The 12,299-nt window shown below is 49.6% G+C and carries 12 protein-coding genes; 10 read left to right on the top strand and 2 right to left on the bottom strand.

Going from position 1 to position 12,299, the window contains the following annotated elements; genetic code table 11:
• The first annotated feature begins 15 nt into the window (after positions 1 to 15).
• On the top strand, positions 16 to 1,149 hold the full coding sequence (locus tag CWE07_RS06925) for a transporter substrate-binding domain-containing protein (protein WP_111569239.1): 1,134 nt from the start codon (positions 16 to 18) through the stop codon (positions 1,147 to 1,149).
• Positions 1,150 to 1,153: 4 nt separating this feature from the next.
• Here the strand turns inward: CWE07_RS06925 and CWE07_RS06920 are convergent, their stop codons facing one another.
• On the bottom strand, positions 1,154 to 2,644 hold the full coding sequence (locus CWE07_RS06920; RefSeq protein ID WP_111569240.1) for a GGDEF domain-containing protein: 1,491 nt from the start codon (positions 2,642 to 2,644) through the stop codon (positions 1,154 to 1,156).
• A 156-nt stretch (positions 2,645 to 2,800) separates the two neighbouring features.
• On the opposite strand from CWE07_RS06920, the gene CWE07_RS06915 reads away from it, so the two are divergent.
• A complete protein-coding gene (locus tag CWE07_RS06915; RefSeq protein WP_181452269.1) occupies positions 2,801 to 4,087 on the top strand; it encodes an anti-phage deoxyguanosine triphosphatase in 1,287 nt (428 codons plus the stop codon).
• Here the strand turns inward: CWE07_RS06915 and CWE07_RS06910 are convergent.
• Positions 4,084 to 4,404 (bottom strand): DUF3634 family protein, encoded by a 321-nt coding sequence (locus CWE07_RS06910; RefSeq protein ID WP_157983234.1) that lies wholly within the window; start codon positions 4,402 to 4,404, stop codon positions 4,084 to 4,086. The genes CWE07_RS06915 and CWE07_RS06910 overlap by 4 nt on opposite strands.
• Before the next feature lie 201 nt (positions 4,405 to 4,605).
• On the opposite strand from CWE07_RS06910, the gene CWE07_RS06905 reads away from it, so the two are divergent.
• From CWE07_RS06905 to CWE07_RS06870, 8 genes are read left to right on the top strand one after another with little or no spacing between them, the layout of a single operon-like run.
• A complete protein-coding gene (locus CWE07_RS06905) occupies positions 4,606 to 7,290 on the top strand; it encodes a putative monovalent cation/H+ antiporter subunit A (RefSeq protein WP_111569243.1) in 2,685 nt (894 codons plus the stop codon).
• Entirely contained in the window at positions 7,287 to 7,718 is a 432-nt protein-coding gene (locus tag CWE07_RS06900; protein WP_111569244.1) for a Na+/H+ antiporter subunit B, read from the top strand. The genes CWE07_RS06905 and CWE07_RS06900 overlap by 4 nt, the downstream gene beginning before the upstream one ends.
• Positions 7,719 to 7,731: 13 nt before the next feature.
• The gene (locus CWE07_RS06895; RefSeq protein ID WP_111569245.1) at positions 7,732 to 8,079 is read left to right on the top strand and encodes a Na+/H+ antiporter subunit C; all 348 of its coding nucleotides are present in this window, start codon (positions 7,732 to 7,734) and stop codon (positions 8,077 to 8,079) included.
• On the top strand, positions 8,076 to 9,584 hold the full coding sequence (locus tag CWE07_RS06890; protein WP_111569246.1) for a Na+/H+ antiporter subunit D: 1,509 nt from the start codon (positions 8,076 to 8,078) through the stop codon (positions 9,582 to 9,584). Before CWE07_RS06895 ends, CWE07_RS06890 begins: the two co-directional genes overlap by 4 nt.
• Entirely contained in the window at positions 9,581 to 10,054 is a 474-nt protein-coding gene (locus CWE07_RS06885; protein ID WP_111569247.1) for a Na+/H+ antiporter subunit E, read from the top strand. Before CWE07_RS06890 ends, CWE07_RS06885 begins: the two co-directional genes overlap by 4 nt.
• A gap of 13 nt (positions 10,055 to 10,067) precedes the next feature.
• Positions 10,068 to 10,337 carry an MrpF/PhaF family protein gene (locus CWE07_RS06880; RefSeq protein WP_111569248.1) on the top strand — a complete coding sequence of 90 codons (270 nt, stop codon included), beginning with the start codon at positions 10,068 to 10,070 and terminating at the stop codon, positions 10,335 to 10,337.
• Complete coding sequence (gene mnhG / locus CWE07_RS06875) at positions 10,330 to 10,755, top strand: monovalent cation/H(+) antiporter subunit G (RefSeq protein ID WP_111569249.1); 426 nt, start codon at positions 10,330 to 10,332, stop codon at positions 10,753 to 10,755. The genes CWE07_RS06880 and mnhG overlap by 8 nt, the downstream gene beginning before the upstream one ends.
• Complete coding sequence (locus CWE07_RS06870) at positions 10,755 to 12,272, top strand: protein adenylyltransferase SelO (RefSeq protein WP_111569250.1); 1,518 nt, start codon at positions 10,755 to 10,757, stop codon at positions 12,270 to 12,272. Before mnhG ends, CWE07_RS06870 begins: the two co-directional genes overlap by 1 nt.
• The last annotated feature ends 27 nt before the right edge of the window (positions 12,273 to 12,299 follow it).

Genomic DNA, 12,299 nt, shown 5'->3' with positions numbered 1-12,299 from the left:
CGCTAAGGACTTGCTATGTCATTTTGCTTACCTCATGGTTTTTTTAGCCGTAAATCAACGCGCACTATTGGCTTGTGGTGCAGTATCGCCACGCTTTTACTACTTTTAGCTCCGCAAACTTACGCCTTAAACGATGTTGAATTCGAACGCCCCAATGAACCACTGAATGTGGCAGTACGCGTTGGCGCACCTTTTGTCATTGAGCGCGCGGACGGCAGCTTAGATGGTATTAGTGTGGCTTTATGGGAAGAGGTTGCGAGTCAGCTAAATGTGGCGTTCGACTACCAAGTGGTCGAGTTAGATGCCCTGCTACAGGGCATGTACAACCAAGATTTCGACGTTGGTATTGGCCCATTAACAGTGACCGCTGAGCGCGAACGTATGCTCGATTTCACCCAACCTTTTCATAGCGCGGGGTTGGGTATCGCCGTGCGGCAGGAAGACCGTGCCGGCTGGTGGGCGGTGGCGCAACGTTTCGTCACCAAAGAGTTTGCCAGTGTGATGCTAGCTTTAAGCGCAGTCCTGCTGTTATCTGGCTTTTCACTTTGGCTGTTTGAACGCAAGCATAACCCCGATGAATTTAGCCAGGATAAAGTCAAAGGCATCGGCGCTGGCTTTTGGTGGGCCGCGGTGACCATGACAACGGTTGGCTATGGTGATAAATCGCCACGCAGCACCGGCGGTCGTGTGGTGGCACTGATCTGGATGTTCACCAGCGTGATTATTATCTCAAGCTTTACCGCATCAATTGCAAGTTCACTTACAGTGAATGAACTCGCCAGCCGTATTGAAGGGCCATCAGACCTTGACCGCGTGCGGGTAGCGACGATTCCGAACTCATTCACCTCGGAATACCTTGATCAGCGTTTTATCAGTTATCGCCCCTACGCTAACATTGAAGCGGCGCTCGACGCACTCGCCGCACAGGAAGTTGATGCAGTGGTTCACGATGCGCCATTATTGAACTACCAGCTGCGTCAGCGCTTCGACGCTGACCTGATGCTATTACCCAACACCTTCAATGCGCAAAACTATGCCTTCACTTTGGTGGAAGGTAGCGACATGTTAGAGGCCACTAATCGCACCTTGCTGGATGTGCGTGCCAGTCCCAACTGGAACAATTTACTTGAGCGTTATATGGGTGAATAAGCTATCAACTTAACGCCTTGGTGGTTGCGGTGCCAGCTAACGCTGCGCGTCCGCGGCCGTCACGCTTGGCTTTATATAACAACGCATCAGCGTGATCGATAGCACTTTGAATCGTATCGTTGGCTTTCAGTTCGATAATTCCAAAGCTCAAGCTGAGTTTTATATCGAGCTCAGCTTGAGCATTTATTTGTAACTGCTGCTGCAGCCGCTTACTCAATTCCAAACCGTCATCTTTTGTACCATTTAGCAGAATCAAGAACTCGTCACCGCCAAAGCGACCGAACACATCATCCTCTCGAACTGAGTTACACACTTGCGTAGCAACCAACTGCAATGCGCGGTCACCTGAAGAATGCCCATGCTGATCGTTAACTTGTTTAAAATTATCAATATCGAACATTAATAAACTTAATTCTCGCGGTTCTTGATTCGTGTAACGCTGGTCCAGATATTTATTAGCAATGGCTATAAAAGCGTGGCGTAACAATGCGCCAGTCAACTGATCAATATTTGCTAAGTGGCTTAAATGACGGTTATCACTCGCCAGCATTGGAATTAACATCACTAACCAAGTAATTGCCGCAATCGTGAGTAGCGCGATTTGCATGACCAGCATTATATTGCGCAGGTCAAATAAACTGACAGCGATAGCAACACATAAAAATAGCAGCGCGAGTGACATCGCGGTACGCAAAGGAGGTTCTGTTAACGCAAGCCACAACTGTGGCAGCAATATTAACATTGCTGCAAAACCCATGTATGCCTCAGTCCCGTTGTGACTTAAACGATTTGATAGCAACAGACTACATGCAAACACTGCAATCAGCAGTGTCAGTTTCACGATGTAACTCGCGAGTGCACGACCATCAGAGCCAAAATGCAAATAATCTAATATTTGCTGCACCTGGGAGTAACGTTTACCCAGCAATGCAATAAATAAAGGCGTTAAAATAACGACCGCCACGGCGTCGCCAAACCACCATGTCAATAATACGTTTAGAACCTCACTCGAGGTAATATATTGCTTAGTCCATACCGTTAGTGTTCCGATACTAGCGCTCATTAAAGCACTCAAAACAGCGATTAACAGCAACCAAGCGAGCGTCACATGCACTGCACGATATTGACGCTTCGCAATGATCCAACGCGCAGCCAAAGCGCCAATGAAGTAACTGCCACCATGAGAGAGCGTATAAAAGAAAGCACTTATACCAATCAGACTCATCGTTGAGTCACTGTCATTAGCCGTTACTACCCACCACGAGGTAAGGCAAAGAACAAATATGATGGCCGGCCATGCTCGCGCTCCTAGCACTATAAACGCAGCTAGTGACAATGCTGCGGGTGGATACCAGATACTGACACCCGGAGCGTACTCCATTAAACTAGCGAGCTTCCAAAGCACCAGCCAAACTAAAACCAGTACACTATTGTAGCCAAGCCAGCTACACTGCTTTTGCCAGCCACGAAAGCTGGCAGCCTGAGGGTGGTCCATGCGTTTCCTTTTGCTAAAATGATTTACCTAATCCACGGTGCAGTCGACGCACAGATTGCCGCATATGACCACAGAATTTGAGATGCTCATTAGGGACTAGAATTAGCCTAGCTGATGTATAAAAGCAAACATTTACGGAGCCTTTCCATGCAGTCTTTGTCGTTAGCAGATTGGCAGCAACGCCGCTCAGGACCCAACCAACAACGCCCTGGCGACATGCGCACCGCTTGGCAAAGAGACCGTGCCCGCGTCCTGCATTCCGCCGCGTTTCGCCGTTTGCAGTCAAAGACTCAAATTATGAACGTGGGCGAAAATGATTTTTATCGCACTCGGCTGACCCATTCACTGGAAGCAGCACAAATTGGTGCTTCGCTGATTAACCACTTGCACCACAGTGGCAGTGAATTCGAGCGCACCCTATTGCCCGACGAAAACTTGATGGAAGCACTATGCCTTGCCCATGACATTGGCCACCCACCGTTTGGGCACGGCGGCGAAACTGCGTTGAATTTTAAAATGCTGGCATCAGGGGGCTTTGAAGGTAATGGTCAAACATTACGTATTGTCGGTCGCCTTGAAGCCTACCATGAAGCCCACGGCATGGATTTGACTCGACGCACGTTACTTGGGTTGCTCAAGTATCCAGTACTGATGCCTGACCTGCCCCAACCTCAAGATGACAGTAAGCCAGGGGCACTGAGTCGCTGGAAGCCAGCCAAAGCCATCTTTCAGGCCGACAGCGATATTTTAGATTGGGTCTTGGCACCATTGAGTGACAATGACCGCAGCGCCTTTCAACAAGTGGAACCGCTTGCAAGTAGCCCATGGCAGCGTTCGCTGTATAAGTCATTCGATGCGTCGCTGATGGAGTTGGCCGATGACATTGCCTACGGCGTGCATGACTTGGAAGACGCCGTCGTCACTGGCACCTTGAATGCCCAGCAATGGCAACAGCACATGGGCCAGCTTATTGATAATTTAGACGATTCCCTTGGCAGCTTGATGCATAAGCTGCAACAGCAACTGTTTTCGTCCAGTCATCACCAGCGCAAGAATGCGATTGGCGCATTAGTGAATATTTTTGTCACCAGCGTGCAAGTCAGCGAAACCTTGCCCGTAGCAAGCGAACCACAGCTGCGCTTTAATGCCACCTTACCGCACCACCAACGCCAGCTACTGAACGGCTTAAAGTCGGTGGTGTTCGAATACGTGATTAACCAACCTGAAATTCAGCAACTGCGCTATCGCAGCCAACATATGCTGCTCGACCTGTTTGCTGCATTTCATACAGAGCCAACCCGTTTACTACCACGCAACACACGTGAGCGTTGGCAACAGGCATTCGATAAAGAAGGTCAAATTGGCGCCGATCGCGCCCTGTGCGATTACATCGCAGGCATGACCGACGATTACGCCGAACGTATGTACCGAAGTTTATTTTAGCGGAACTGCTTAAAAGCTGAGCAAACGGACCGATAATTTTCCTGTGGAAAAATATTGGTCAAGGCCTGGCGTTGCTGGTCACTAAATTGACCATGGAATTTCAGCACCATGTAGTTGTGCTCAGGCTCGACTTTAACCACGCCTTTGGCACCTTTTAACACCCGTTCCGCTTCATTTAGAAAGGCCGGGGAGAAAGACCCCTTTTTAACTTTAATGCCTTGATTATTAACACTAAAAGCGGCGATTGCATTAGATCCAAAAAGGACTAAATACAGTATAACCAACACAACACCCGCGATAATCAACCAACCTGTCATGATTTTGCTCTCAAAGGGACGAATTTGAACTAAAATTAGCGGGGCATTATACACATATTTGTAGCATTGGCGGGGCATCATCATCTTCACATTGTCTTTACCAAGATTTTTTTTCTGTGGTAAGTTAATAACCTTATGTGATTGAAGCTGTCGTTTTCATTCGAATTTGCGCTTTAGCTTTAACTGGGACTAGGACTCATCATGCAATTAGCCGTACTGGTCATATTCATTGCCGCTGCCTTGACGCCGTGGCTATATCCAAAATTACAGGGGCGCACCAGCACCCTGCTGGCTCTCGTGCCTGCTACTTTAACCCTATGGTTCGCAAGCCATATTCCTGCGGTAGCAAGTGGCGAAACCATTGTTCATGCCTATCAGTGGATTCCCGGCCTGGGCATTTCCTTTGACATGGTGTTAGACGGCCTCTCGTTGCTGTTTGCACTACTGATTTGCGGTATCGGTACATTTATTGTGCTGTACGCAGGCGCGTACCTGAAAGGGCATGAAAACCTAAATCGCTTTTTAGTCATTTTGCTGTCGTTCATGGCCTCGATGCTGGGCCTGGTGCTGGCAGATAACCTGATTACTCTGTTCGTATTTTGGGAATTAACCAGTATCACCTCTTATATGCTGATCGGGTTTAATCACCAAAGTGCGGATGCACGTAAAGCGGCTTTGCAAGGTTTGATAGTCACCGTTGGTGGCGGTCTGGCCCTGCTCGCTGGCTTGATTATGTTAGCCACAGTAGGCGGTAGTTACTCACTCCAGGAAATTTTCAATAGCTCAGAGGTCCTTACCGAGCACCCTTGGTACACCGGCATGATGGTGTGTTTGCTGCTTGGCGCATTCACCAAGTCAGCCCAATTCCCATTCCATTTTTGGTTGCCCAATGCCATGGCTGCACCGACACCGGTGAGTGCCTATTTGCACTCGGCGACGATGGTGAAAGCAGGTATTTATCTGCTTGCGCGGTTACAGCCTGAACTGGGCAGTACCGAGTTGTGGGTGACTGTATTGACCAGCGTGGGTGCCTTTACCATGCTGACTGGCGCATTCTTAGCTCTGCGCAATACGGACCTGAAAAAGTTACTCGCCTATTCGACCTTAATGGCTCTGGGTACTTTAACCTTGCTGCTCGGCATTGGCACCGAGTTAGCCATGATCGGCTTTGCCGCCTATTTACTTGCGCACTCGCTGTACAAGGGCGCGCTGTTCATGCTGGCAGGCTCTGTCGACCATGAGGCAGGCACACGTGATGTGCGCGAACTAGGCGGCCTGCGTAAAAAACTTCCGGTGACCGCTACTTGTACCATCATCGCAGCGTTGTCATTGGCGGGTATTCCCCCATTGTTCGGCTTTGTGGCCAAAGAACTTCTGCTCGAGTCGGTACTTGAGAACATGTTCAATGTCGTCATTTTGGGCATGGTAGTACTGTCGTCGATTTTTGTTGTGTGTGTCGCTGGTCTGGTCGCTATTCGCCCGTTTTTTGGTGAATTTAAAGCCGCTAAGAACGCCGATGACATTCACGAAGCGCCAACCGGCATGCTAATAGGCCCTGTCATCTTGGTCGTGCTGTCGTTATTGGCTGGGTTGTTACCCGGTTTAGCAGGCAGCTACTTCACCCTGCCAGCGACCTATGCGGTTGCTGGTGGCGAGATTGAAGGCTATTTGGCTCTTTGGCATGGCATTAACGCCGCACTGATTATTTCTTTGGTCAGCATTGCATTGGGCTTCTTATTATTTAAAAACTGGGACAAAGTTTACACCCAGTTGCGTAAGCTTGACCCAGTGATTGCGCGTGGCCCTGAGAGCGGCTATTTCAAGTTCATGGACGGGTTGGTATTTACTGCGGAATGGCAAACGCGTCTGTTACAAAATGGCTCGATGCGTAACTATCTGCGCCTGATCATTTTGAGCTTTATCGCGATTACCGGTTACACCTTATTCGCCCGCTATCAGGTGCACTGGAACTTCGACCTAAACGTATCGTTCTACGAAGTGTTCGCCGTCGCGATGCTGGTCGCCGGCGCCGCCGCTGCAGTGTTAACTCACTCACGCTTAGGTGCCGTAGCCTACATGGGAGCTGTCGGCTTCTCGGTGGCAATGATCTTCATTTTATTCTCAGCGCCAGACCTTGGTATTACTCAAATCCTGGTGGAAACCTTGACGGTCATTTTGCTGGTATTAGTGCTTTTCCGCTTGCCATCATTTGCCAATATCTCGTCCACGTCCGACCGCATCAGTGACGCATTTGTGGCTATCCTGACTGGCGGCCTGATGACCTTACTGATTATGGTGACGATAGAAGTTCAGGACTTCACCCCAATTTCAGACTTCATGATTGCGAACTCGGTGCCTGAAGCCCACGGTCGTAATATTGTAAACGTCATTCTGGTTGACTACCGGGCACTTGATACCCTCGGCGAAATCTTTGTACTTGCACTGGCAGCTATGGGTGTCTACGCGATGATTAAATTCAATCCGAAGACTGCACCAGGCTCGAACCACTATGCCGGTACGTTAATTTTACCGCCGAAACGAGTGCCAGAAAAAGACATCGTGCATTCCCTTGAAGAGATTCACCAGCGCATGCTGGAGGAGCAAAACATTGTTGATGCGGTGCCCGATATTGAGCACGACCCAGAGGTCGATGCCGCTGCCAAGCAAGAAGGCAAAGCGCGCGCCGACGTGGCGAACAGCAACCCCAAAATGATCAAGAAGAATGCTCAGCATGACGGGGTGCATGACTACAGTGAAGAAAGTCAGGCGCACCAACAAGACATTAACCCTGATATGAATGAACCACGCGGTGGGTCAGATGATCCTGAGTCGGACACTCAAGATACAAACACCTCTGATCCAAAGAAAGGAGCGCCTAAGCAATGATGAAACCTGGTACGCTCATTTTGCATGTCGCGGCACGTTATTTGGTGCCGCTGCAGCTGGTATTTTCAATATTTTTGCTCCTGCGCGGGCATGATGAACCTGGCGGCGGCTTTATCGCTGGGCTCGTCGCTTCAGGTGCATTTGCACTTTACCTGTTCACCTTCGGTGCCACGGTCACCCGCGATCTGATGCGGGTTGACCCACGCAACCTGATTGGTGTCGGGCTGATTTTCGGTATGGTGTCTATCTTCCCTGCGCTATTAGCAGGTGAACCACTACTCACCGCACAGTGGTGGGACATTCCGCTACCGGGCGGCGGCTACCTGAAAATGAATACGCCACTGATTTTTGATATCGGTGTTTACTTCACTGTCTTTGGTTCAGTCATGCTGATGCTTATTGCACTGACTGAAACAGAAGAGCACTAACCAAGGAGAGAGAATGGAACCCCTTTTGGCCATCGCTGTAGGCCTTTTATATGCTGCAGCTATTTATATGATGCTCCGACGCAGTATCGTTAAGCTCGTTATCGGCTTGATGCTACTGTCGAATGCAGCGAATCTGCTGATATTCACATCAGCAGGCCTGACGCCAGGTGCACCACCGCTGATTGCAGAAGGTGCGCTTATGCCTGACGGCCCCATCGCTGACCCGCTACCGCAAGCATTGATTTTGACCGCTATCGTAATTGCATTTGGTGTACTTGCCTTCGCCGTGGTGCTTATCCACCGCGCATACAACATTTTGCATACCGATAATCTTGACCAGATGAAGGATACCGACACGTGAGTTTAGAAGTTGCATTACCTATCGTTATTCCGCTGCTCACGGGTACTCTGTGTGTCGCTTTGTGGCGCAGCAACTTGGCGCAGCGCATTCTATCGATTGTCGGCAGCAGTGCCCTATTAGCGGCTAGTATTTGGCTGTTAATCAGTGTCTATCAACAAGGCCATGTAGTGATGTACATGGGCAACTGGGAGGCGCCTTACGGCATTACTTTAGTGGCCGACATGTTAGCGGCTATCATGGTGGTTTTGACCGGCATGATGGCACTGGCGATTGCTATCTATTCATTGGCTTCAGCGTCGCCTGCGCATGAAAAGTTTGGCTATTACCCGTTAATGCATTTGCTATTAGCGGGTGTTGCAGGCTCATTTTTGACTGGCGATATCTTCAACCTCTACGTGTGGTTTGAAGTCATGCTGATTGCGTCATTCGCGCTGTTAATTCTTGGTGGCGAGCGCGCGCAAATGGAAGGTGCGGTCAAGTATGTGACGCTGAACTTGCTTTCATCTGCGATATTCTTAAGTGCTATCGGCTTAACTTACGGTGTCGTCGGCAGCTTGAATATGGCGGATATTGCGGTCAAGCTCGGCAGCACCGAAAATGATGGCTTGGTCGATGTTATCGCCGTGATGTTCTTAGTCGCCTTCGGTATTAAAGCGGCGGCATTCCCGTTATTTTTCTGGCTACCTGCGTCTTATCACACAGGTCCAGTCGCGGTATCTGCATTATTTGCTGGCCTACTCACCAAAGTGGGTGTCTACGCGTTGTTCCGGGTGTTCACGTTAATCTTCAACGAGAACCCTGAATTTACCCACCAAATTCTGCTGTGGATAGCGGCTGGTACCATGTTGACTGGGGTATTAGGTGCAGCGGCACAGTTTGAATTCCGGCGTATTTTGTCGTTCCACATTGTCAGCCAGATAGGCTACATGCTGCTCGGCTTAGCGTTATTCACGCCGCTCGCGCTGATTGGTGGTGTGTTCTATATCATGCACCACATTATTGTGAAGACGAACTTGTTCTTGATTAGTGGTATCGCGCATCGATTACTCGGTACTTACGACTTGAAAAAGCTCGGTGGGCTGTATAAATCAAAGCCGTTTTTAAGCATTCTGTTCTTGATTCCGGCATTGTCACTTGCAGGTATTCCGCCACTTTCAGGCTTCTTTGCTAAGTTCATCATCATTCGTGCTGGTGTAGAAGCAGAAGCTTGGGTGGTGACAGGTATCGCGTTACTGGTGGGTATGTTGACCATGTACTCGATGATCAAGATTTGGGCTGAGGCGTTTTGGAAAAAGCTGCCAGATAGCACCGATGGCGCGTCACTGGAGCGTGGTCGCACATCAGGCTCGCTCATGCTGATGTACGCACCTGTGATTGCACTGGGCATTTGTACGCTGTATATCGGCCTCAATGGCCAGCCCATTTACGCAATAGCTGAATTCTCAGCGACTCAGTTGCTTGACCCGTCACGTTACATTGAAGCGGTATTAGGAGGTCGTCCATGATTGCATTTGTATGGAACCTGTTACTGGCGCTAATGTGGGTCATCTTGACTGGCAACATCGGTGGCATGAACCTGCTTTTTGGTTTCTTTATTGGCTACCTAGTACTTGGCGTGATGCAGCGCCAGGTTCCAGTACTGCGTGGTTACACCAAACGCTTACCTAAACTGTTCGGTTTTTCTGTGTTCTTCATTAAAGAACTCATTCAAGCCAACCTCACCGTTGCGTTCGATATTATTACCCCAGTTTGGCACATGAAGCCGGGCGTGATTGCTTACGAATTAGACGCCGAAACAGAAGTAGAAATTACCCTAGTGGCGAACTTCATTTCGCTCACCCCTGGTACTTTGAGCTTGGACGTATCTGACGACCGTCGCGTACTTTATATTCACGCGATGTTCCTGGACGACGAAGATGAATTGAGAACCAGCTTAAAGAAATTAGAGCGCAAAGTGCTCAAGCTTTTGCGTTAGCAGTGGAGGTTGTGTGGAAATCGTAATTACCATTACCTACGCTATTTTATTATTAGCGTTGTTTTTAACTTTTATTCGTTTGCTGATAGGTCCTACTTTGCCTGACCGCGTAGTGGCCTTGGAGCTTATTCCATCTATATTGGTGTCTTTGATTGGCGTCTACGCGATTAATCACAACACGTCGAGCTTTATCGATGTCTCGATTGTGGTCGCACTGATAGCATTTCTTGCCGCTATCGGCTTTGCCCGCTTCTTAGAACGTGGAGGTCCGCGCGATGACTGAGATTATTATTAGTATTTTTATGCTAACCAGCGCTGGGTTTGTGTTATTGGCTGCGGTGGGCATTCTGCGCTTGCCAGATCTATACACCCGCATGCACGCATCAACCAAAGCCGGTGCCTTGGGCATTATGTTAATGATGGTCGCTGTGTCAGCGCACTTCATGTCATTGACGGTATTGGCAAAAGCTATCGCGATCATCTTGTTTATTTTTATGACCGCACCGGTCGCAGCTCACGCGATTGGGCGCGCAGGTTACTTTGTTGGTGTACCTGTATGGGCTAAGACTGTCAAAGACGAGCTGTATGACAACTACGACCCCGATTCGCACCGTTTGCGTAGCGGGCTTGAGACCAAAGAAGAGCTGAAAAACTTACCGCAAAAAGGTAAGCCGCGTATTCGTTTGAATACCAAGAAATAATGTCGCAATCGGCCACGCATTATAGTCATTCATACCTCAACTTGCCTCGGCTGTGTTATCAGCCGAGCGCACCTAGCCATGTTAGCAACCCTCAGTGGGTTGCGTTTAATCAAACGCTTGCCAGCGAACTACAGCTACCAGAAAGTTACTGGCTCACCGACGCAGGCCTTGGCTTGTTTAGCGGCAACCAGCTACCCGACTGGTGTGAAAGTGTTGCCCAAGCCTATGCCGGGCATCAGTTCGGCCACTTTAACCCGCAATTAGGTGATGGACGTGCACATCTACTAGCTGAGCTGCACGACCAGCAAGGTCAAGTTTACGACCTGCAGCTTAAAGGCAGTGGCCGCACCCCCTATTCGCGCTCAGGCGATGGTCGCTCGCCGTTAGGCCCAGTGCTACGCGAGTATTTAGTCAGTGAGTTCATGCATCGCATGCAAGTGCCAACTACACGGGCGTTAGCCGCCGTTGCCACTGGCGAATCGGTGAGCCGTGAATCGCCAGAGCCCGGCGCTATTCTTACCCGTGTGGCGAGCAGCCATCTACGCGTGGGCAGTTTGCAATACGCCATGGTACGTGGCGACTTTGATACGTTGGCCGCCCTTGCCGATTTTGCGATTGAGCGACACTACCCCGAGCTTGATAGCTACGGTGACGAAGACAGCAGCCAATGTATTACTAAAGGCGACACAGGTAACCGCTACTTAGCATTGCTGGAAGCAGTGGCTGAGCGCCAAGCTAAATTGATCAGTCAATGGATGGGGCTTGGTTTTATCCATGGCGTGATGAACACCGACAACACCAGTGTCAGCGGTGAAACCATCGATTACGGCCCATGTGCGTTTATGGAAGCCTACCAAGCAGATAAGAAATTTAGCTTTATTGACCAACAGGGTCGCTACGCCTATAACCAGCAACCTAGTATTTTGCATTGGAATATGGCGCGCTTGGCTGAAGCCTTGTTACCGCTGATTGATAACGATAAACGCCAAGCTGTTACGCTTGCCACCGCTACCATTGAGCGTTTACCGCAACTGATTGAAGCGTATTGGCTGAGCGAGCTTGGGCGTAAATTAGGTTTGCACCAAGCCGGCCGTGAAGACAAACCACTCATTGAGCAATTTCTGGCCGTGCTGGAGCAAGGTGCTATCGACTTTACCCTCGGATTTCGGATGCTAACAGGCGAAGTAAGTAACCACTCACACCCCCATGATATCTATCAGACCAATGCCCAGGCCTTCTTGGAATGGCGACAAGCTTGGCAACAACGCTTGCAGTTGGAACCTGTTACCCTCAGTCAGTTAAGTGCGCAACTGAATAGCGTAAATCCGCTGTATATACCGCGTAATCACCTGATTCAGGCCGTGATTGATAGCGCCTACAGCGATGGCGACTTGCGCCCTTTTATTGCGCTACAACAGGCATTAAGCGATCCGTTCACTCAACGTGACGGGCTCGAGGCGTTTGCAACGCCAGCCGCCGCTGACGCGCAAGTAACGACCACATTTTGTGGCACATAGTTGAGTACGTGGCACGTAGCTGCGCAC

Source organism: Aliidiomarina maris (genome assembly GCF_003987335.1).
Taxonomy (GTDB): Bacteria; Pseudomonadota; Gammaproteobacteria; order Enterobacterales; family Alteromonadaceae; genus Aliidiomarina; species Aliidiomarina maris.
The sequence above is the reverse complement of the archived record's forward strand: the minus strand, read 5'-3'. Positions and strand labels throughout refer to the sequence as shown.

What these genes read in the sequence shown, in the direction of transcription:
- CWE07_RS06925 (WP_111569239.1), top strand. Translation starts at nt 16, where the DNA reads ATGTCATTTTGCTTACCTCATGGTTTTTTTAGCCGTAAATCAACGCGC.
- CWE07_RS06920 (WP_111569240.1), bottom strand. Translation starts at nt 2,644, where the DNA reads ATGGACCACCCTCAGGCTGCCAGCTTTCGTGGCTGGCAAAAGCAGTGT.
- CWE07_RS06910 (WP_157983234.1), bottom strand. Translation starts at nt 4,404, where the DNA reads ATGACAGGTTGGTTGATTATCGCGGGTGTTGTGTTGGTTATACTGTAT.
- CWE07_RS06905 (WP_111569243.1), top strand. Translation starts at nt 4,606, where the DNA reads ATGCAATTAGCCGTACTGGTCATATTCATTGCCGCTGCCTTGACGCCG.
- CWE07_RS06900 (WP_111569244.1), top strand. Translation starts at nt 7,287, where the DNA reads ATGATGAAACCTGGTACGCTCATTTTGCATGTCGCGGCACGTTATTTG.
- CWE07_RS06895 (WP_111569245.1), top strand. Translation starts at nt 7,732, where the DNA reads ATGGAACCCCTTTTGGCCATCGCTGTAGGCCTTTTATATGCTGCAGCT.
- CWE07_RS06885 (WP_111569247.1), top strand. Translation starts at nt 9,581, where the DNA reads ATGATTGCATTTGTATGGAACCTGTTACTGGCGCTAATGTGGGTCATC.
- mnhG (WP_111569249.1), top strand. Translation starts at nt 10,330, where the DNA reads ATGACTGAGATTATTATTAGTATTTTTATGCTAACCAGCGCTGGGTTT.
- CWE07_RS06870 (WP_111569250.1), top strand. Translation starts at nt 10,755, where the DNA reads ATGTCGCAATCGGCCACGCATTATAGTCATTCATACCTCAACTTGCCT.